The organism is Aquincola agrisoli (assembly GCF_036621135.1).
Lineage (GTDB): Bacteria > Pseudomonadota > Gammaproteobacteria > Burkholderiales > Burkholderiaceae_C > Aquincola > Aquincola agrisoli.
Window position 1 is genome coordinate 239,838 of the sequence record NZ_JAZIBG010000020.1, and the last position, 19,830, is coordinate 259,667.

At 72.1% G+C, this 19,830-nt stretch carries 21 protein-coding genes and 1 riboswitch; of the genes, 8 read left to right on the forward strand and 13 right to left on the reverse strand.

Features of this window, described 5'->3' with window-relative positions:
• Positions 1–121 precede the first annotated feature (121 nt).
• The gene (locus tag V4F39_RS09055; RefSeq protein WP_332288996.1) at positions 122–856 is read left to right on the forward strand and encodes an aspartate/glutamate racemase family protein; all 735 of its coding nucleotides are present in this window, start codon (positions 122–124) and stop codon (positions 854–856) included.
• Positions 853–4,524 (forward strand): hydantoinase B/oxoprolinase family protein, encoded by a 3,672-nt coding sequence (locus V4F39_RS09060; protein WP_332288997.1) that lies wholly within the window; start codon positions 853–855, stop codon positions 4,522–4,524. Before V4F39_RS09055 ends, V4F39_RS09060 begins: the two co-directional genes overlap by 4 nt.
• 32 nt (positions 4,525–4,556) lie before the next feature.
• Here the strand turns inward: V4F39_RS09060 and V4F39_RS09065 are convergent, their stop codons facing one another.
• Positions 4,557–4,997, reverse strand: a complete 441-nt coding sequence (locus V4F39_RS09065; protein ID WP_332288998.1) for a BON domain-containing protein — start codon at positions 4,995–4,997, stop codon at positions 4,557–4,559.
• A gap of 136 nt (positions 4,998–5,133) precedes the next feature.
• On the opposite strand from V4F39_RS09065, the gene pcp reads away from it, so the two are divergent.
• Positions 5,134–5,784 (forward strand): pyroglutamyl-peptidase I, encoded by a 651-nt coding sequence (gene pcp, locus V4F39_RS09070; RefSeq protein WP_332288999.1) that lies wholly within the window; start codon positions 5,134–5,136, stop codon positions 5,782–5,784.
• A gap of 27 nt (positions 5,785–5,811) precedes the next feature.
• Here the strand turns inward: pcp and V4F39_RS09075 are convergent, their stop codons facing one another.
• Both V4F39_RS09075 and V4F39_RS09080 read right to left on the reverse strand, forming a co-directional pair.
• Positions 5,812–6,036 (reverse strand): anti-sigma factor family protein, encoded by a 225-nt coding sequence (locus V4F39_RS09075; RefSeq protein WP_332289000.1) that lies wholly within the window; start codon positions 6,034–6,036, stop codon positions 5,812–5,814.
• A gap of 21 nt (positions 6,037–6,057) precedes the next feature.
• Positions 6,058–6,618 carry a sigma-70 family RNA polymerase sigma factor gene (locus V4F39_RS09080; protein WP_332289001.1) on the reverse strand — a complete coding sequence of 187 codons (561 nt, stop codon included), beginning with the start codon at positions 6,616–6,618 and terminating at the stop codon, positions 6,058–6,060.
• Between the two features lie 128 nt (positions 6,619–6,746).
• Here V4F39_RS09080 and V4F39_RS09085 point away from each other — a divergent pair, with 128 nt between their 5' ends.
• From V4F39_RS09085 to V4F39_RS09100, 4 genes are read left to right on the forward strand one after another with little or no spacing between them, the layout of a single operon-like run.
• On the forward strand, positions 6,747–7,022 hold the full coding sequence (locus V4F39_RS09085) for a BufA1 family periplasmic bufferin-type metallophore (RefSeq protein WP_332289002.1): 276 nt from the start codon (positions 6,747–6,749) through the stop codon (positions 7,020–7,022).
• A gap of 23 nt (positions 7,023–7,045) precedes the next feature.
• Positions 7,046–7,924, forward strand: a complete 879-nt coding sequence (locus tag V4F39_RS09090; protein WP_332289003.1) for an MbnB/TglH/ChrH family RiPP precursor modification enzyme — start codon at positions 7,046–7,048, stop codon at positions 7,922–7,924.
• On the forward strand, positions 7,921–8,724 hold the full coding sequence (locus tag V4F39_RS09095) for a DNA-binding domain-containing protein (protein WP_332289004.1): 804 nt from the start codon (positions 7,921–7,923) through the stop codon (positions 8,722–8,724). The genes V4F39_RS09090 and V4F39_RS09095 overlap by 4 nt, the downstream gene beginning before the upstream one ends.
• The gene (locus tag V4F39_RS09100) at positions 8,721–9,203 is read left to right on the forward strand and encodes a DoxX family protein (RefSeq protein ID WP_332289005.1); all 483 of its coding nucleotides are present in this window, start codon (positions 8,721–8,723) and stop codon (positions 9,201–9,203) included. Before V4F39_RS09095 ends, V4F39_RS09100 begins: the two co-directional genes overlap by 4 nt.
• Here V4F39_RS09100 and tolA read toward each other — a convergent pair.
• From tolA to V4F39_RS09125, 5 genes are read right to left on the reverse strand one after another with little or no spacing between them, the layout of a single operon-like run.
• Entirely contained in the window at positions 9,178–10,104 is a 927-nt protein-coding gene (gene tolA, locus V4F39_RS09105; protein WP_332289006.1) for a cell envelope integrity protein TolA, read from the reverse strand. The genes V4F39_RS09100 and tolA overlap by 26 nt on opposite strands.
• A 6-nt stretch (positions 10,105–10,110) precedes the next feature.
• Positions 10,111–10,536: a protein TolR gene (gene tolR / locus V4F39_RS09110; RefSeq protein ID WP_332289007.1), complete on the reverse strand. Its 426-nt coding sequence runs from the start codon at positions 10,534–10,536 to the stop codon at positions 10,111–10,113.
• Positions 10,537–10,570: 34 nt separating this feature from the next.
• Positions 10,571–11,251, reverse strand: a complete 681-nt coding sequence (tolQ, locus tag V4F39_RS09115; protein WP_332289008.1) for a protein TolQ — start codon at positions 11,249–11,251, stop codon at positions 10,571–10,573.
• An 18-nt stretch (positions 11,252–11,269) separates the two neighbouring features.
• Positions 11,270–11,689: a tol-pal system-associated acyl-CoA thioesterase gene (gene ybgC / locus V4F39_RS09120; RefSeq protein WP_332289009.1), complete on the reverse strand. Its 420-nt coding sequence runs from the start codon at positions 11,687–11,689 to the stop codon at positions 11,270–11,272.
• Entirely contained in the window at positions 11,686–12,864 is a 1,179-nt protein-coding gene (locus V4F39_RS09125; RefSeq protein WP_332289010.1) for a pyridoxal phosphate-dependent aminotransferase, read from the reverse strand. The genes ybgC and V4F39_RS09125 overlap by 4 nt, the downstream gene beginning before the upstream one ends.
• 133 nt (positions 12,865–12,997) lie before the next feature.
• Positions 12,998–13,156, forward strand: a riboswitch (FMN riboswitch).
• Between the two features lie 80 nt (positions 13,157–13,236).
• On the opposite strand from V4F39_RS09125, the gene V4F39_RS09130 reads away from it, so the two are divergent.
• A complete protein-coding gene (locus V4F39_RS09130) occupies positions 13,237–13,761 on the forward strand; it encodes a 6,7-dimethyl-8-ribityllumazine synthase (RefSeq protein WP_332289011.1) in 525 nt (174 codons plus the stop codon).
• Between the two features lie 40 nt (positions 13,762–13,801).
• On the opposite strand, the gene V4F39_RS09135 is transcribed toward V4F39_RS09130, so the two are convergent.
• From V4F39_RS09135 to V4F39_RS09155, 5 genes are read right to left on the reverse strand one after another with little or no spacing between them, the layout of a single operon-like run.
• Positions 13,802–14,101 carry a DUF4212 domain-containing protein gene (locus V4F39_RS09135; RefSeq protein WP_332289012.1) on the reverse strand — a complete coding sequence of 100 codons (300 nt, stop codon included), beginning with the start codon at positions 14,099–14,101 and terminating at the stop codon, positions 13,802–13,804.
• Between the two features lie 28 nt (positions 14,102–14,129).
• Positions 14,130–15,254 (reverse strand): hybrid sensor histidine kinase/response regulator, encoded by a 1,125-nt coding sequence (locus tag V4F39_RS09140; protein ID WP_332289013.1) that lies wholly within the window; start codon positions 15,252–15,254, stop codon positions 14,130–14,132.
• The gene (locus V4F39_RS09145; protein ID WP_332289014.1) at positions 15,254–15,847 is read right to left on the reverse strand and encodes a chemotaxis protein CheB; all 594 of its coding nucleotides are present in this window, start codon (positions 15,845–15,847) and stop codon (positions 15,254–15,256) included. Before V4F39_RS09145 ends, V4F39_RS09140 begins: the two co-directional genes overlap by 1 nt.
• Before the next feature lie 2 nt (positions 15,848–15,849).
• Entirely contained in the window at positions 15,850–16,671 is an 822-nt protein-coding gene (locus tag V4F39_RS09150; protein WP_332289115.1) for a CheR family methyltransferase, read from the reverse strand.
• A gap of 20 nt (positions 16,672–16,691) precedes the next feature.
• Complete coding sequence (locus tag V4F39_RS09155) at positions 16,692–19,805, reverse strand: response regulator (RefSeq protein WP_332289015.1); 3,114 nt, start codon at positions 19,803–19,805, stop codon at positions 16,692–16,694.
• Positions 19,806–19,830 lie beyond the last annotated feature (25 nt).

The window sequence follows — 19,830 nt, forward strand, 5'->3', positions numbered from 1 at the left end:
GAGTGTCGTGCCAAGCACGGCGCGTGCCGGGGTGGTCCGGCATCTTGCGCCGTCAGGGCCGTTGCAGTCTAGGGAGGGCTGCGATAAAACATCACCGCAGTTTCCCCTCCTTCCCCGTGCGATGGCATCGTGGCACGGCCCCGTCCGGCGCCTGGAGAATCACATCGCAGACTCGGCCCTGTCTCCCGCGCCCTTCCTCGGCGTGCTGATGCTCGACACCCGCTTTCCCCGCCTGCCGGGCGACATCGGCCATCCGCAGTCGCTGCCGTTCCCGGTGCGGCGGTGGGTGGTGCGCAGCGCCTCGCCGCAGCGCGTGGTCCGCGAGCGGGCCGCCGGCCTGCTGCAGCCCTTCATCGAGGCTGGCCGCATGCTCGCAGGCCAGGGCGCCGCGGCACTGTCCACGAGCTGCGGCTTCCTCGCGCTGTACCAGCAGGCGCTGCAGGCCGCGCTGCCGGTGCCGGTGTGGACGTCCAGCCTGCTGAAGCTGGCCGAGCTGCCCGCGGGGCGTGCCGGCGTCGTGACGGTCGACCCCGCGGCGCTGTCGGCCGACCACCTGCGCGCCGTGGGCGCCGACCCGGCCACGCCGGTGGCGGGCCTGGCCGCCGGCAGCCTGCTGCAGCGCACGCTGATCGGCGACCTGCCCACGCTGGATGCCGGGGCGGCGCGCCGCGAGGTGGTCGCGGCGGCGCGGCGGCTGCAGCAGGCCGCGCCGGCCATCGAGCACATCGTGCTCGAATGCACCAACATGCCGCCCTATGCTGCGGCCGTGCGCGAGGCCACCGGCCTGGCCGTGCACGACATCACCACCTTGCTGGCCGAGCGTTGGTCGGCACTCGAGCTTGCGAGACCTTCATGACCGACGACGCGCGCTGGCAGTTCTGGATAGACCGCGGCGGCACCTTCACCGACATCGTCGGACGCGATCCACGCGGTGCGCTGCACACCCTCAAGCTGCTGAGCGTGGATCCAGCCCGCTACGAGGACGCCGCGGTCGAGGGCGTGCGCCGGCTGCTCGGCCTGGCGGAGGGCGAACCGGTCACCCCCGGTCGCGTCGCCTGCGTGAAGATGGGCACCACCGTGGCCACCAACGCGCTGCTCGAGCGCACCGGCGACCGCACCGTGCTCGTGGCCACGCAGGGCTTCCGCGATGCGCTGCGCATCGCCTACCAGGCGCGCCCCCGGCTCTTCGACCGCCACATCGTGCTGCCCGAGATGCTCTACGAGCGGGTGATCGAGGCCCGGGAGCGTGTCGGCGCCGACGGCACCCTGGTCACCCCGCTCGACGAGGCCGCGCTGCGTGCCGACCTGCAGGCCGCCTTCGATGCCGGCATCCGGGCCTGCGCCGTCGTGTTCATGCACGGCTGGCGCCACACGGCGCACGAAGCCGCCGCGGGCGCGCTGGCCCGGGCGATCGGCTTCACGCAGGTCTCGGTGTCGCACGAGGTGAGCCCGCTGATGAAGCTGGTGCCGCGCGGCGACACCACCGTCGTCGACGCCTACCTTTCGCCGATCCTGCGGCGCTACGTCGACCGCGTCGCCGCCCAGATGCCCGGCGTGCGGCTGCTCTTCATGCAGAGCTCCGGCGGTCTGACCGAGGCGCAGCGCTTCCAGGGCAAGGACGCCATCCTGTCGGGGCCGGCCGGCGGCATCGTCGGCATGGTGCGCACGGCCCGGGCGGCCGGCCATGCGCGGGTGATCGGCTTCGACATGGGCGGCACGTCCACCGACGTGTCGCACTTCGCGGGCGAGTTCGAGCGGGCGTTCGAGACGCAGGTGGCCGGCGTGCGCATGCGCGCGCCGATGATGAGCATCCACACGGTCGCTGCCGGCGGCGGCTCCATCATCCGCTTCGATGGCGCGCGGCTGCGTGTCGGCCCTGAATCGGCGGGTGCCCATCCCGGCCCGGCCAGCTACCGGCGCGGCGGGCCGCTGGCCACCACCGACGCCAACGTGATGCTGGGGCGCATCCAGCCGGCCCACTTCCCGGCCTTGTTCGGCCCGCGCGGCAACCAGCCGCTGGACCGCGCCGAGGTGCTGCACCGCTTCGAGGCCGTGGCGCTCGAGATGCAGCAGGCCACGGGGCGGCCGGTGCACGCCGAGGAGGTTGCCGCCGGTGCCTTGCAGATCGCCGTGGCCAACATGGCCAATGCGATCAAGCGCATCTCGGTGGCACGCGGCTACGACGTCACCGGCTACACGCTGCAATGCTTCGGCGGCGCGGGCGGGCAGCATGCCTGCGCGGTGGCCGACGCCCTCGGCATGACGCAGGTCTACGTCCATCCGCTGGCGGGGGTGCTCAGCGCCTACGGCATGGGGCTGGCCGACCAGGCCGCGATGCGCGAGGCCTCGGTCGAGCGGGCGCTCGACGAAGCAGGCCTGGCCGCGGCGCAGGCGCAGGTCGACGCCCTCGCGGCGGCGGCCGGCGCCGAGCTGGCCGCGCAGGCGCACGCCACCGACGGCGCCCGCGCGCCCGCACTGCGCTACAACGCGCAGGCGCATGTGCGCTACCTCGGCACCGACACGGCGCTGCAGGTGCCCTGGGGCGACGAGGCCACGCTGCGCCGCGGCTTCGAGGCCGCCTACCGCCAACGCTTCGCGTTCCTGATGCCGGACAAGCCGCTGGTGATCGAGGCGGTGTCGGTCGAAGCGGTGCTCGAAGGCGAGGCGCTGCCGACCACGCCTGCCGGCACGGCGCCGCTGCACACCGTGCCGCGCGCCGAGGCGGTGCGCATGTACTGCCTGGCCGACGAGTCGCCGGCCGGCTGGCGCGACGGCTGGCTGTACCGGCGCGAGCAGCTGCCGCCCGGCGCGCACGTCGACGGGCCGGCGATCCTCGCCGAGCGCAACGCCACCACCGTCGTCGATCCCGGCTGGCAGGCGCTGATCGTCGCGGGGGGCGCCGTGCAGCTGCGGCGCATCCGGCCGCGTGCCGATGCGCCCGCCGTCGGCACGGCGGCCGACCCCGTCATGCTGGAGGTGTTCAACAACCTCTTCATGAACATCGCCGAGCAGATGGGCCTGCGGCTGCAGAACACCGCGCACTCGGTGAACATCAAGGAGCGGCTCGACTTCTCCTGCGCCCTGTTCGACGGCGACGGCAACCTGATCGCCAACGCACCGCACATGCCGGTGCACCTGGGCTCGATGAGCGAGTCGATCAAGAGCGTGATCGCCCGCAACCCCGCCATGCAGGCGGGGGACGTGTTCGTGCTGAACGATCCGTACCACGGCGGCACCCACCTGCCCGACATCACGGTCGTCACGCCCGTGTTCCTCGACGTGCAGCGCGGCGAAGCCGGTGCACGCCCGGCGTTCTACGTCGCCTCGCGCGGGCACCATGCTGACGTGGGCGGTACCACGCCGGGCTCGATGCCGCCGTTCTCTTCGACCATCGCCGAGGAAGGCGTGCTGATCGACAACGTCCGGCTCGTCGCGGCGGGCCCGCGCGGCCCCGAGTTGCAGGAGGAGGCGATGCTGGCGCTGCTGGCCGGCGGGCCCCATCCCTCGCGCAACCCCGCGCAGAACATGGCCGACCTGCGCGCGCAGATCGCCGCCAACGAAAAGGGCGTGCAGGAACTCAACGCCATGGTGGCGCAGTACGGCCTGCCCACCGTGGCGGCCTACATGCGGCATGTGCAGGACAACGCCGAGACCTCGGTGCGCCGCGCCATCACGGCGCTCGACCCCGCTGCGACCGGCAGCCGCTTCGTGCTGCCGCTGGACAACGGGGCGCAGATCCAGGTGACGGTGCGCGTCGACAGCGCCGCCCGTTCGGCGACGATCGACTTCACCGGCACCAGCGCGCAGCTGCCCAACAACTTCAATGCGCCCAAGGCCGTGACGATGGCGGCGGTGCTCTACGTCTTCCGCACGCTGATCGACGACGACATCCCGCTCAACGCAGGCTGCCTCAAGCCGCTGGAGGTGATCGTGCCGGAGGGCTGCATGCTCAACCCGCGGCCGCCGGCGGCGGTCGTGGCGGGCAACGTCGAGACTTCGATGTGCGTGACCAACGCACTCTACGGCGCGCTGGGCGTGCTGGCGGCGAGCCAGTGCACGATGAACAACTTCACCTTCGGCAACGCCCGCTACCAGTACTACGAAACCGTGGCCGGCGGGTCGGGTGCCGGCGAGGGCTTCGACGGCACGAGCGTCGTGCAGACCCACATGACGAACTCCCGCCTCACCGATCCGGAAGTGCTGGAGTTCCGCTTCCCGGTGCGCCTGGACAGCTATGCCGTCCGGGCGGGCTCGGGCGGCGCAGGGCGCTGGCGGGGTGGTGACGGCGGCGTGCGCCGCGTGAGGTTCCTGGAGCCGATGACGGCTGCCATCCTGGCCAACGGCCGGGTGCACGGGGCCTTCGGCGCGCACGGCGGCGGCGCTGGTGCAGTGGGCCGTTGCTTGATCGAGCGCGCCGACGGCCGGGTGCAGGCACTGGAGCACATCGGCTCCGCCGACCTGCTGCCCGGCGACGTGTTCGTGATCGAGACGCCAGGAGGCGGGGGCTACGGCGCCGCGGCGTGAGCGCGGCGCGGCGTGCCGCGCGCCGCCAAACGTCAGCTCGACACGACGAGGTTGTTGACGACCGAGGTCACACCGGTGACGGTGGCCACCACGCGCTCGGCGCGGGCCTTCTCGTCGGCGGTCTTCACCTCACCGTTCAGCGTCACGACGCCGTCGTTCGAGTCGACGTCGATCTTCAGCGAGCCGAGGTCCGGTGCGGTGATCAGGGCGGTCTTGACCTTGGCGGTCAGGCTGGCATCGCCGGTGGCGCTGGCCACCTTCTCGCCACCGCGTTCGATGGCGTCGCCGGCCTGTTCCATCTTGCGCTCGGCGGTATTGGCGGCCTGTTCCGTGCGCTGCTCGGTGGTAGCGATGCCCTGGTCGATGCGCTGGCCGACGGTGGCATCGTCGCTTTCGCGGCTGCAGGCGGCCAGCAGCGTCAGGGCGGCGGCGGAAGCGACGAGGGCAAGGCGGGTACGGTTCGGGGTTTGCATGAGAGGCTCCTTGTGGCAAAGCTGCGCGTGGCGCGATGAGTTCCACTGTAGGCAGCAGGGCGGGCGCAGGCTGTCGGTCCGCTGCGGGAATCCCTGTAGGGCCGATCCGACAGTGCAGGCAGCGCAGAATCGCCCGATGTCCTCCCCACCTCCTTTGCTGCTGACGGGCTTCGAGCCCTTCGACGCCGACTGCGTCAACCCGAGTGCCGCCGTGGCCGAGGCCCTGCACGGGCAGGCGGTGGCGGGCGTGCGCGTGGTCGGCGTGCAACTGCCTTGCACCTTCGGCGGCTCGCTCGCCGTGCTCGGTGAGGCGATCGACCGCCATCGTCCGGTGCTCGTGCTCGCGTTGGGGCAGGCCGCGGCACGCAGCGAGCTCTCGATCGAGCGGGTGGCCATCAACGTCGACGACGCGCGCATCCCGGACAACGACGGCGTGCAGCCGATCGACCAACCCATCGTGCCGGACGGCCCCGCGGCGTACTTCAGCACCTTGCCGATCAAGGCGATGGCAGCGGGCCTGCGGGCCGCGGGCTTCCCGGCCTCGGTCTCGCAGACTGCCGGCACCTTCGTCTGCAACCATGTGTTCTACGGCCTGCAGCACACGCTGGCCGGCCGGGGCATCCGCAGCGGCTTCATGCACCTGCCGCTGCTCGACGAGCAGGCGGCGCGCCATCCGGGCGCGCCCACCTGGCCGCTGGCCGCGATGGTGGCCGGCGTGCGCCTGGGCCTGCAGCTGGCGCTGCAGCATCCGCGGGACATCCGGGCCGGCGGCGGCGCGATCGCCTGACCCGCGGCGCCGCCGCCCCGCGAGGGCTCAGCGCCGCCGCGTTCCGTCCGCCGGCGCGTCCTCCGGTTCAGCGTAGGCACGCCAGCGCGCCGTGGCCTCGCGCATCACGGCCACCTGCGCCGCGAAACGCGGGCACGCGCGGCACACCAGCATGTGCAGCCGGATGCCCAGGCGCTCGCCAACGCCCAGGGCGCGGTCTTCGCCGGCCAGCACGAGGCGGGTCACGTCGCGGCAGCTGCGTTGGAGCTTCATGGCGTCGGGTCCTGCGGTTAGCTAGGCGGTGCGGGGGGCCTGGAACCAGCGCAGGTCCAGGCACTCGCGCAGCCGCAGCCGCGCGCGGTGCAGCAGCACCCAGAGATTGGTCGCGCTGATCGACAGTTCCTTGCAGATTTCTTCGGTGTCCAGGCCGAGCCACTCGCGCATCATGAAGACGCGCCCCTGCACCGGCGGCAGGTGGTCGATGCAGGCCTGCAGCACGTCGAAGAACTGCCGTTCGTGGAAGGAGGCCTCCGGGCTCGCCCAGACCGCGGGCGGCTCGCGCCAATGGCCTTCCTGCGTGAACAGCAGGTCGTCGAGGTCGTCGCCATCCTCGCCGGCGATGACCGTGGCCTCGCGGGCGTGGCGCCGCAGCTGGTCGACGACCTTGTGCTTCAGAATGCCGATCAGCCACGTCTTGAGCTGCGACAGGCCGCCGAAGGCCTGCGGCCGCTCCAGCGCGGCCAGCAGCGTGTCGGAGACGGCATCCTCGGCCCAGGCCTCGTTGCGCAGTTGCGTGCGTGCGAAGCGCAGCAGCTGCGGCCGCAGGGATTCCACTTCACGTGCAAAGTCGCTCATCGGCCGGCTGGAATTTTTTCGAGGCGCCAGTGTAAGGAGCCCGCGTGGCCGGCGACGGACGTAGCGCAGGCCATCGACCACACCGGCCTGGCTGTCGGATCCACCCACCCCTTTCCAGGAGCACCACCATGAACCACCGACTCATCGTCTCTTCCGCGCTGGCTTCCGTGCTGTCACTCGGCATCGCCGGCCAGGCCGCCGCGCAGGACAAGAGCAAGGAGAAGTGCTACGGCATTGCCAAGGCCGGGCAGAACGACTGCGCGAGCCTGTCCAAGACCCACAGCTGCGCGGGCCAGTCCAAGATGGACATGAGCGCCGAGGACTGGAAGTACGTCGCCAAGGGCACCTGCAAGTCGCTGAAGGGGATGACGGAACAAGAGGCGATGGCCAAATCCAAGTCCTGAAGCCGCACGCACGCCGCCCGGGCATGGCCATGCAGGTCCCGTCGCACGCAGGCATCGGCTGGCGCCAGCCGCACGAGGTGGCGTTGCTGCAGCAGCGCCCGGCGCTGGGGTTCATCGAGGTGCACTCGGAGAACTTCTTCGCCGAGGGCGGCGCGGCCCTGGCTGCGCTGGCCGGGGCGCGCGAAGCGTATGAGCTCAGCCTGCACGGCGTGGGCCTGGCCCTGGGCTCCGCGGCCGGGCTGGATGCCTGGCACCTGGACCGCCTGGCCGCGCTCGCGCAGCGCGTGCAGCCGCTGCGCATCTCCGACCATGCTGCCTTCGCCCGCGCGCCGCGCCTCGACGGGGGGGCGGTGCTGCATGCCAACGACCTGCTGCCGCCCGCGTTCACCGACGAGGGCCTGGCCGTGCTGTGCGCCAACGTGCAGCGGGTGCAGGAGCGGCTGAAGCGCCCGATCGGCGTCGAGAACCTCGCGGCCTACCTCGGCTGGGCCGACGACACGCTGGCCGAGCCGGAGTTCTTCAACGCGCTGGCGCGCCGCACCGGCTGCTGGGTGCTGGCCGACCTGAACAACGTGGCGGTCAACGCGCTCAACGCCGGCCTCGATCCGGTGGCGGCCGGTTGCGCCTGGGTCGATGCGCTCGACGGCGCGGCCGTCGGCGAGATCCACCTGGCCGGCTACGCCGACACCGGCGACATCGTCGTCGACGACCACGGCAGCCGCGTGCACGCCCCGGTGTGGGCGGTCTACCGCCATGCCGTGCGGCGCTGGGGCGCGGTGCCCACGTTGATCGAATGGGACACCGCGATCCCGGCGCTCGACGTGCTGGTCGGCGAGGCGCGCCGCGCCGACGCCATCCTCGCCGGCCGGACGGACGCAGCCGTCCCGCAGGGGCTGCGATGAGTGCGGAGGCCCGGCGCCAGCAGGCGTTGCTGGCGGCCTTGCAGGGGGGCGGCCTGGCGGCGCTGCCGCCCGGTGCGCTGCGCGGCCCGCGGGCCGGTGTGCTGCGGGGCCTGCAGGTCTACCAGGCCAACGCCGGCGCGGCGGCACAGGGGGCGCTGGCCGCAGCATTCCCGACGGTCGCCGCGCTGGTCGGCGACGCCGCGATGGCGGGCCTGGCGCGGGCGTACTGGCGCGCCCATCCGCCGCAGGCCGGCGACCTCGGTGCGTATGGCGCGCAACTGCCGGCGTTCATCGCCGGGAGCCCCACGCTGGCGGACGAGCCCTACCTCGCGGACAGCGCGGCGCTCGACTGGGCGCTGCACCAGGCCGCCCGTGCCGCCGACGAGCCGCCCGGCGCACAGCAGCTCGAACGGCTCGGCGATACCGAGCCGGCCGTGCTGCGGCTGCAGTTGCGGGCCGGCACGGCGCTGCTGCGCTCGCGCTGGCCGATCGTTTCGATCTGGCAGGCGCACCAGGCGCCGGCCGGGGCGCAGCAGGCCGGCGGGTTCGCTGCCGTGCGCGAGGCCCTGCGGGCCGGCCGGGGCGAGGACGCCTGCGTCTGGCGCGAAGGCTGGCATGCACGGGCCGCCGCCGTCGCACCGGCCGATGCCTTGTTCACGCAGGCCCTGCTGGACGGCCGCCCGCTCGATGCGGCGCTGGACGCAGCGGGCAGCGGCTTCGACTTCGCCGGCTGGCTCGGCGAAGCCTTGCGGCGCGATCGCATCGCCGCCGTCGTCGTCGTCGAAGGAGACAAACCATGAACGGATCGATGGCCTGGTTCCAGGCACAGGGCGTGTACCGCCGGCTGGTCGGGTGGCTCGAGGCGGCGCAGCCGCTCGCGCTGCTGGCCGCCCGCGTCTACGTGGCGCGGGTGTTCTTCCTCTCGGGCCTCACCAAGCTGCGCGACTGGGAGATCACCGTCGCGTTGTTCACCGACGAATACCACGTGCCGCTGCTGCCGCCGGAGCTCGCCGCCTACGCCGGCACCGCGGGCGAACTGGTCCTGCCCGTGCTGCTGGTGCTCGGGCTGGGCGGGCGCTTCGCCGCCGCGGGCCTGTTCGTCGTGAATGCCGTGGCGGTCGTCAGCCTGCCGGAGATCGGCGAGGCGGCGCTGCAGCAGCACCAGTTCTGGGGCAGCCTGCTGGCCGGCCTGGTGTTGTGGGGGCCGGGGCGCTGGTCCTTCGACGGGTGGCTGGCCGCCCGTCGGCGCGGGCTCAGTCCCCCCGCCGGAACACGATGACCATCGACGAAGGCACGCGCCCGTCGACGTCGCGGGGCAGCGTGTCGGTGCGGTCGATCGCGCGCAGCACCGCGTCGTCCCAGGCCTTGACGCCGCTGCCCTTGACCAGCCGGCGGCCGACGATGCTGCCGTCGGGCGCGGCACGCACCTCGACCTCGGCCACGGGGCTGCCCTGCACCTCGTCGGTCAGCACGATGTTCGGCCGCACGCGGGCGATGATGCGCCCGGCGTAGCTGGCCGACGGGCCGGCGCTGCGCTGCGCCGTGCCCGTGGCCTCCGGCCCGCCGGTGGCGCCCGCCTGGCCCATCATGCGGGCGAGCTGCTCCTTGCGCAGCTGCTCGCGCCTGGCTTCGGCGGCCTTCTCGGCCTTCTCGCGCTCGGCCTTCTCCCGGGCGGCCTTGGCCTGCTGCTCGGCGCGTTCCTTCTTCTCCTGCTCGGCCTTCTCGCGCCGCGCCTGCTCCTCGGCCTTCTGCCGCTCGGCCTTCTGCCGGGCTTCGCGTTCGCGCCGCGCTTCCTCGCGCTGCTGCTCGCGTTCCCGCTCCTTCTCTTTCTCCTTCTCGCGCCTGGCCTTCTCGACCGCGATCTCGGCGTCGCGCTCGGCCTGCGTCTCGCGGGGCGGGGGCGGGGCGGGCGCGGGCTTCGGCTCGGGGCGCGGCGGCTCGGGCTGCGGCACGGGTTCGGGGCGCGGCGGCGGCGGGGGCGGCGGTTCGCCGCGCGGCGCGGCCTCCTGCGGGGTGCTGGCCCACAGCTCGGCCGACACGCCCTCGGGCGTGCTGACGCGCCAGTTCACGGCCAGCGCGATCGCCCCGATCAGCACCACGTGCGCGAGCACGGCCGCCGCGGCCCCGGCGCGCATGCCGCCGGGTTGCTGCGGCCGCAGAGGATCCACCTGGTCGGCCATCGGTGCTCAGCCTCCTGCCTTGACGGACAGGCCCACGCGCTGGATGCCGGCGCGCTGCAGCGTGTCCATGACCTTCACGACGGTGTCGTACTTGACGTTGCGGTCGGCCGAGATCACGACGGGCACCTGCGCGTCGTCCTTCTGCGCGGCCTTGACGTTGTCGGCCAGCTCCTTCAGCGTCAGGCTGCGCTCGCTGCCTTCGGCGCTGAGCTTGAGCTTGCCGTCGAGCGCGACCTGCACGTCGATCTTGCGCGTCTCGGCCTGCTTGGCCTTGCCGACGGTGGGCACGTCGATGGTGCCGGTGGTGATGAGCGGCGCACTGACCATGAAGATGATCAGCAGCACCAGCATCACGTCGATGAACGGGACCATGTTGATCTCGTTCATCGCTCGGCGGCGGCGGCCGCCGCCTCGTACGTTCAGTGCTGCCATGCTTGTTTCCGTCGGGTCGCGCTGCGGGGGCGGTTCATCTCGCTGCGGGCTGGCCCGCGTTGCGCTGCAGGATGTTCGAGAACTCCTCGATGAAGGTCTCGAGCTGGATCGCGATGCGGTCGATGTCGCGTGCGAAGCGGTTGTAGGCGATCACCGCCGGGATGGCCGCGAAGAGGCCGATGGCCGTGGCCACCAGCGCCTCGGCGATGCCGGGCGCCACCGTGGCCAGCGACACCTGCTGCAGGTTCGCGAGGCCGACGAAGGCATGCATGATCCCCCACACCGTGCCGAACAGGCCCACGTAGGGGCTGACCGAGGCCACCGTGCCGAGGAAGCTCAGGTTGCTCTCGATCACGTCGAGCTCGCGCTGGAAGCTCGCGCGCATCGCGCGGCGCGCGCCGTCGAGCTGGGCGGCGGCATCGAGCCGCCTGTCGCGCAGCTTCAGGAACTCGCGCATGCCGCTGGCGAAGATGCGCTCCATCGGCGCGGTGGTCTTGGCCGCGGTGGCGGCCTGCTGCAGCTCGGTGAGGCTGCGGCCCGACCAGAACTCGCGCTCGAAGCCTTCGTTCTGGCCGCGCACGCGCTTCAGGCCGACGACCTTGCCGAAGATCACCGTCCAGCTGATCAGCGAGACGATGAGCAGCCCCGCCATCACGATCTGCACGACGAAGCTCGCTTGCAGCACGAGCGAGAGGATGGACATGTCCTGGTTCATAACGGGCCTGAGGCGATTTCAGTAAGAGGCGAGGTGGTGTTCGATCGCTTCGAGAAGCGGGTTCGGAATGCGGCGCGGCCGGAAGGTTCCGGGCTCGACGCAGGCGATGCGGATCTCGCCCTCGGCCAGCAGCTCCTGGCCGCGGCGTGCCTGCTGCACGAGGGTGAGGGTCGCACGGCTGCGTTCCGCGAGCGCGACGCTGATGTAAAGCTGGTCGTCCAGGCGGGCGGGGCGCAGGTGGCGGGTGCGGGTGTCGGTGACGACGAACATCGCGCCGCCTTCCTCCTTCAGCCGCTGCTGCTCGTGGCCCATCGTGCGCAGCCACTCGGTGCGGGCGCGCTCGAAGAACTTCAGGTAGTTGGCGTAGAACACCACGCCGCCGGCGTCGGTGTCCTCCCAGTACACGCGCACGGCGAACTCGTACTGCGGCTTCTTCACAGCGCTTGAGACAACCGTCGCACGGCTTCTTCCAGTTGCGGCAGGCCGCTCGCGAAGGACAGGCGCATGAAGCGCTCGCCCGCATGCGGCCCGAAGTCGCGGCCCGGCGTCAGCGCGACGTGCGCACGCTCCATCATGTCGAAGCAGAAGTCCCAGCTGCTGGCGGCGTGCGCGGACACATCGGCCCACACGTAGAAGGCGCCGTCGGGTACCACCGGCACGCCGAAGCCGAGCTGCCGCAGCGCCGGCACGATCAAGTCGCGCCGGGCGCGGAAGGCCGCGCGGCGCTCCTCGTACGCGGCGATCGATGCAGGCTCGAAGCAGGCCAGCGCGGCATGCTGCGCCACGCTCGAGGCGCAGATGAAGAGGTTTTGCGCCAGGCGCTCCACCGGCGCGACCAGCGGCTCCGGCAGCACCATCCAGCCCAGGCGCCAGCCCGTCATGCTGAAGTACTTCGAGAAGCTGTTGACCGAGATCACGTCGTCGCCGAACCGCAGCGCGCTGGCGGCGAAGGCGTCGTCGTAGCTGAGGCCCAGGTAGATCTCGTCGACGATCGTGAAGCCGCCGCGGGCCCGCACGGCGTCGACGATGCGCTGCATCTCGGCCGGCGCGATCGAGGTGCCCGTGGGGTTGGAGGGCGAGGCCAGCAGCACGCCGCGCGTGTGCCCGCCCCAGGCCGCCTGGACGGCCGCGGCATCGAGCTGGAAGCGCGCCGCCGCATCGGCCGGCAGCAGCCGCGCCCGGCCGCCGGCCGCGGCCACGAAGTGCCGGTTGCAGGGGTAGCTCGGGTCGGGCAGCAGCACCTCGTCGCCCTCGTTGACGAGCGCCAGCGTCACGAGCTGCAGCGCCGCCGAGGCCCCGGCCGTGACGACGATGCGCCGGGCCGGCACGTCGAGCCCGAAACGCTCTGCATACCAGCGCGAAATCGCCTCGCGCAGCGCCGGCAGGCCGGTGGCAGGGGTGTACTGCGTGCGCCCGGCCGACAGGCAGCGCTGCGCCGCCTCGAGCACGGGCGCCGGCGCGGTGAAGTCGGGCTCGCCGATGTTCAGGTAGAGCATCGGCCGGCCGCCGCGGGCGGGGTCGCAGGCGGCGCTGCGGGCGATCTCGTCGGCCGCCTTGGCGCACTCCATCACGTAGAACGGGTCGATATGGCGGAGTCGGTCGGCGAGCTTCATCGGCCACTCCGGCGCTGCGGCCGGCAGGAATTGAACGGCATCACGGTGTTCTCGGGCAATCCGAGAGTCTAAATGCGCGGGCGGCCCGTCCGTTTTAGACTGCCTGCCGCTCCGGGCCTCGCGGTCCGGGGCACAGCGTTCTCAGGGCGGGGTGCGATTCCCCACCGGCGGTGATGGCGGATGCGTCCGCACGAGCCCGCGAGCGCCCGCCGCCGGCGTGCCGGCAGCGGGGTCAGCAGACCCGGTGGGATCCCGGGGCCGACGGTCACAGTCCGGATGAAAGAGAGCGCGAGGCGGGTGGTTCGTCCGGCGTGCCGGGGGCCGCTGCGCGCGTGCGCCCTGATTCTGGCCATCCCTTGCCTAGGCATCTCCATGAATCAGCCTGTTGTTTCCTCTCCCACCTCCGCCAACGCTGCCGTGCCGGCGCTCGTCGCCCGGCCGCCGCGCGGCCTGCGCTACGCGTTCATCCAGGCCGGCTGGCATGCTGACATCGTCGGCCGCGCCCGCGAGGCGTTCTTCGCCGAGTTCGAGCGGCACGACGTGCCGCCCGACGCCGTCGAGGTCTTCGACGTGCCGGGTGCCTTCGAGATCCCGCTGCATGCGCAGCGCCTGGCGCGCAGCGGCCGTTATGCGGCCATCGTCGGCTGCGGGCTGGTGGTCGACGGCGGCATGTACCGCCACGAGTTCGTCGCCCATGCGGTGATCGACGGCCTGATGCGCGTGCAGCTCGACACCGGCGTGCCGGTGATCTCCGCGGTGCTGACGCCGCACCACTTCCACGACCACGCCGACCACCTGCGCTTCTTCCGCGAGCACTTCGTGGTGAAGGGCGGCGAGGCCGCCCGGGCGTGCCTGGCGACGGTGTCGGCCCTGGCCCGCCTGCCCGGCGCCGCCTGAGGCGGCGCCGGACCGGCCGCGTCCAGCTCGGCGTGGGTCTCTATGTATCGTTGTAGGCGCGTGCGCCGGGAGCCCGGCTCTGCGCCTCCCGCGCCTGGCGGTCCGCCCGGTTCATCACCCGGGCGTAGGCCGCGATGATGACCACGTACAGCACCAGCGCCCCCTGGGCCGCGACCCAGAAGCTGAAGGGCCAGTTGAAAAACTGGAAGGACAGGTCGCGCGCGAAGTAGAGCGTCCCGAAGGTGGCGCAGAACCACACCGTCAGCAGGCCGGCGATGAGCCGGCAGTTCCTGCGCCAATACGCGGTGGCGGGAGGGGGAGGCGGGGCGGGCTCGGCCATGGCGGCGATTGTCGCGCGCCGCCCGGGCTCAGGCCACGGCCGCCACCGTCTGGCCGCGAGGCAGCGTGAAGCGGAACACCGTGCGTCCGTCGCCGCCCGAACGCCCGTCCACCTCGCCGCCGTGCGCCTGCATGAACTGCGCGACGATGTAGAGCCCCAGGCCCAGGCCGCCGCTGCTGGCGCTGCGCTCGCGGAAGGGCTCGAAGAGCCGGGCCTGGACGGCCTGCGGCAACTCGCCGGCGTTGCTGACCTCGGCCACCAGCTGCGCGGGGTGGGTGCCGTCGAGCCGCACGCTGATCGGTTCGTCCGCGCGGCCATGCTGCGCGGCATTGGTCACCAGGTTCGCGATGACCTGCATCAGCCGGTCGGCATCGAAGCTGCCCGTCAGGTCGCCCTGCATCGAGAGTTCGATGCGCGTCTGCGGCCGGGCCTGCCGCACTTCCTCGAGCACGGCCGCACACAGCACGCCGAGGTCGGCGTGGGCCTTGTCGAGCTGCAGCGATCCCGAACGGATGCGGGAGAAGTCCAGCAGCTGCGTGATCATGCGGCTCATGCGCTGGCCGCTCGAGCGGATGCCTTCGGCGGCATGCCGCGCATCGGCGTCGGCCGACTTGCGGCGGATCAGCTCCGCGCCAGCGAGCATGGCCTGCAGCGGGGTGCGCAGGTCGTGGGTCAGCACCGCGACCATCGCCTCGTTGAGCGCCAGCACGCGCTGCAGCTGGTCCAGGCTGTCCCGCAGGGCCTGGCGCTGTTCGAACAGCTCGACGAACACCGCCACCTTGCTGCTCAGCACTTCCGGATCGATGGGCTTGTAGAGGAAGTCGACCGCGCCGGCCTCGTAGCCGCGGAACGAGCGTTGCCCGTCGCGCGGCGCCGCCGTCAGGAAGATGATGGGCACGCTGCGCGTGCGTTCGGCGCCGCGCATCAGCTCGGCCAGCTCGAAGCCGTCCATCTCCGGCATCTGCACGTCGAGCAGTGCCAGCGCCACGTCGTGCGCCAGCAGCAATTCCAGCGCCTCGGCGCCGCTGCGGGCCGTCAGCACGCGCAGGCCGGGGCGTGCCAGCAGCGCCTGCATGGCGATGAGGTTCTGCGCGACGTCGTCGACCACCAGCAGGTTGACCTCGTCACGGGGTTCGGGGCGCGGTGGCGTCATCATGGGCGGGCGAAGGCACGCAGCTGCGCACCGAGTTCTTCGAGGGGGGCGACGAGATCGGCGCCCGCATGGGCCAGCGCGGCGGCCGGCATCGTGGAGACGGCGGCGGTGGAGGGCGCTTCCACCCAGGCCTGGCCGCCGTGCCGGCGCACCGCGGCCAGGCCCTCGCTGCCGTCGCGGCTCGCGCCGGTGAGCACGATGCCCAGCAGGCGCGGGCCGTAGGCGACGGCAGCGCTGTCGAACAGCGGATCGATCGCCGGGCGCGAATACAGCAGCGGCGCATCGACGGACAGGGCCAGCGTGCGGTCGGGCTCCACCAGCAGGTGGTAGTCCGGGGGCGCGACGACCACCGTGCCCGGCGTCATCGGCTGCTTGTCCAGCGCCTCGGTGACGGGCAGCGCACAGCACTCGGACAGCAGCGCCGCCAGGCCGCTCGGACGGTCCGGGGGCAGGTGCAGCACGATCGCCACGGCCGCGCCGGTCGAGGCCGGCAGCGCGGCCAGCAGCCGCTGCAGCGCCTGCACGCCGCCGGCCGATGCGCCGATGACGATCGCTTCGGGCCGGAAGAGGGGGGAGGGGGCGATGGCCGACATCATCAACGCTTGCGGTAGATGCGCTGCTCGGGCGCCAGGGTGTCGAACTCGGCGGCGTGCCGGCTGAACTGCAGGGTCTCGCGCATGCCCAGCCCCAGGAAGCCGCGGCGCACCAGCGCTTCGCTGAACAGGCCCAGCGCCCGGTCCTGCAGGGTGCGGTTGAAGTAGATCAGCACGTTGCGGCACGACACGAAGTGCACCTCCGAGAACACGCTGTCGGTGGCCAGGCTGTGGTCGGCGAAGACGATCTGCTGCTTCAGGCGGCGGTCGAAGGCCGCGCCGCCGTAGGCGCTGGTGTAGTGGTCCGACAGCGAGCCGCGCCCGCCCGCGGCGAGGTAGTTGCGGCTGAAGCCCGCCATCCGGTCCAGCGGGTACACGCCCGCCTCGGCGCGCTGCAGCGCGGCGGCGTTGATGTCCGTCGCATAGAGGATGGTCCGCGACAACAGGTCCTCCTCGGCCAGCAGGATGGCCAGCGACCAGACCTCTTCGCCGTGGCTGCAGCCCGCCACCCAGATCTTCAGCGACGGGTACGTGCGCAGCACCGGCAGCACGTGCTCGCGCAGCGCACCGAAGTAGGTCGGGTCGCGGAACATCTCGCTGACCTGCACGGTGAAGAACTGCAGCATCTGCCCGAACACCTCGGGCTCGTGGAGTATGCGCCCCTGCAGCTGCGACAGCCGCTCGCAGCGGAAATGCTGCATCGCCTGGCGCATGCGCCGGCGCAGCGAAGTCACCGCGTAGTCGCGGAAGTCGTGCTGGTAGCGCTGGTAGACGGCCTCCAGCAGCAGGCGGATCTCCAGGTCGAAGAGCGCCTCGTCGTGCATGTCGGGCCGGGGCGGCGTGCTCACTTGGGCATCCACACGCGGCACAGGGACACGAGCTTGTCGATGTCGATCGGCTTGGCGACGTAGTCGTTCGCGCCGGCGGCCAGGCAGCGGTCCCGGTCGTCGGCCATGGCCTTGGCGGTCAGCGCGATCACCGGCAGGTCGGCCCATTCGGGCCGCTCGCGGATGCGCTGCATCGCGGTCAGGCCGTCCATCTCCGGCATCATGATGTCCATCAGCACCAGGTCGATCTGCGCGCCCTCGTCGTCCAGCCGGGCCAGCGCCTCCTTGCCGTTGCGCGCGATCACCAGCTTGGCGCCGAGGGGCTCGAACACGCTGGAGAGCGCGAAGATGTTGCGCACGTCGTCTTCGGCGAGCAGGATCTGCCGGCCGTCGAGCACCGCGTCGCGCTGGCGCGCCTGCCGCAGCAGCTGGCGCTGGTTGGCAGGCAGCGTGGCCTCCACGCTGTGCAGGAACAGGGTCACCTCGTCGAGCAGGCGCTCGGGCGAGCGCGCGCCCTTGACGATGATCGACTTGGAGTGCCGGCGCAGCCGCTGCTCCTCGTCGCGGCTGAGCGCGCGGCCGGTGTAGACGATGACGGGCGGGAACGCGTAGTCCTCGGTTGCCGCAATTCGTTCCAGCAGGTCGTAGCCGGTGCCGTCGGGCAGCGCGAGGTCCATGACCATGCAGTCGAAGGTGGCCGTGCTGAGTTGCTGCAGCGCGCCTGCGATCGTCCCCACGGCCGTGATCTCCACCCCTTCGCCTCCCAACAGCAGCTCCAGGTGGCTGCGCAATGCCTCGTCATCCTCGACGATGAGCAACCGCCGTACCTGCTGCTGGATGCGGCGCTGCAGGGCTTCCAGCGCCTGGGCCAGGCCTTCGCGGTCCACCGGCTTCTGCAGGTAGCCGACGGCGCCCAGTTCGCGTGCCGTCTGCACGTGCGGGTGCGCGGACACGACGTGCACCGGGATGTGGCGGGTGTCGGGGTCGCGCTTCAGGCGCTCGAGCACGGTCAGCCCGGACTGGTCCGGCAACCCCACGTCGAGCAGGATGCCGTTGGGATGCAGCTCGTGTGCCAGCTGCAGCGCCTCTTCGCCGCTGGCCGCGATTTCGCAGTCGAAGCCCATTTCCTTCGCCAGGTCGCACAGCACCTTGGCGAAGACGGGGTCGTCCTCCACCGCCAGCACGAGCCGGCCGGTGTGGCGCCGCTCGGCACGGCGGCGGGGCGGGGCCGTCTCTTCGGCCGGCGCCGGCGGCGGTGCCGCTCGCCGCGGCGAGGGCGGCGGTGCGGGCACCGATGCCGGTGCGGGCGCCGGTGCCGGCGTCGGCGGGAGCCCGGCGCCGCCGGCCTCGGTGTCGACCGCCTCCACCGGCACCTCCAGCGTGAAGGTGCTGCCGCGGCCGGGCTCGCTGTCGACGGCGATGTCGCCGCCCAGGCGGCGCGCGAGCTCGCGCGAGATCGACAGGCCCAGGCCGGTGCCGCCGAAGCGGCGGCTGGTGCTGCCGTCGGCCTGGCGGAAGGCCTCGAAGATCACCTCCTGCTGCGAGGCGGGGATGCCGATGCCGGTGTCGCGCACCGCGAAGGCGATGCGGCCGTCGGGGCGTGCGGCCGCGCGCAGGGCGACCTCGCCGCGCTCGGTGAACTTCAGCGCATTGGCCAGCAGGTTCTTCAGCACCTGCTGCAGCCGCTTGGGGTCGCTGCGGATCTCGGCCGGCAGCCCGGCGTCGGCCGACACCTCGAGCGCCAGGCCCTTCTGCGCGGCCAGCGGCTCGAACATCGTGCGCAGGCGGCCGAGCAGGTCGTCGAGCACCACGGGCCCGATGTCCAGCTCGGCCTTGCCAGCCTCGATCTTCGACAGGTCGAGCACGTCGTTGATCAGGGCGAGCAGGTCGTTGTTGGCGTCGTGGATGGTCTGCGCGTACTTGACCTGCTCGGGCGTCAGCGTGCCCTCGCGGTTGTCGGTGAGCAGCCGCGACAGGATCAACGCGCTGTTGAGCGGCGTGCGCAGCTCGTGCGACATGTTGGCGAGGAATTCCGACTTGTAGCGGCTCGCCTCCTGCAGCTGCTCGGCATGGCCGCGCAGCGCGGACTGGGCCTGCACCAGGTGCTGCTTCTGCCGTTCGAGCGAAGCCTTCTGCTCCGACAGTGCCAGGTTGGTCTGCTCCAGCTCGACCTGCTGGGTCTCCAGGCGGGCCTGCGACTCGGAGAGCACGCGGCTTTGCTCCTCCAGCTCCTCGTTGGCCACCCGCAGCTCTTCCTGCTGCGCCTGCAGTTCCTCGCTCTGGCGCTGGGTCTCCTCCAGCAGCAGCATCAGGCGCTCGCGGTAGATCGCGCCGCGCAGTGCCAGGCCGATCGGCTCGCCGACGGCCGCCAACAGCGCGCTTTCGCGCTCCAGCGTGTCTTGGCTGCCGAGGAAGCCGAGTTCGACCACGCCGAACACGCTGCGGTCGGCCGTCAGCGGCGCGAGCAGCAGCTGCGCGGGATCGCTGCGGCCCAGGCCGGTGGCGATGGGCAGGTGGCCCGGCGGCACCTGCGGCACCCGCATCGGCCGGTTGCTGGCGGCGACCTGGCCCGGCAGGCCCTCGGGCAGCTGCCAGCGCTCGGCCACCTGCGTCGTGTCGATCCCGTGGCCGCCGCTGCGCAGCAGCACCTGGCCGTCGAGCCGGTAGAGCACGCCGACCGCCGCGCCGGTCAGCTCGCACAGCGCCCGGGTGGCGTTGACGCCGATGTCCTGCGGCGTCTGCTCGCCCAGCAGGGCCTGGGAGACGGCGGCCTCGCCCTGCTGCATCCACAGCAGCGACTGCACCTGCATGCGCGTCTTGAGCGTCTGCATGATCGCGATCGCCATCGTCCATACCGCGACGATCCCGATGCTCCGGTTGACCACCGCGAAGCCCGTGCCGGAGCCGCCGGCAGAGAAGTGGTAGCCAAGCAGGATGCAGGCCGTCGAGCCCAAGGCGACGAGCAGCGGGACGATCACCCGGGACTGCAGCAAGGTGAGCGCGGTCGGGATCACGTAGAGCGCCCATTCGGCATAACCGAGGGGCGTCTGCATGTCGACGAGGAAGATCAGCGCGGGCAGCGCCGCGAGCAGGAAGGTGACCAGGAGCGCGCGCGGCGAGGAGGACTGCATCGGGCCATTCTAGGAAGGCTGCGCG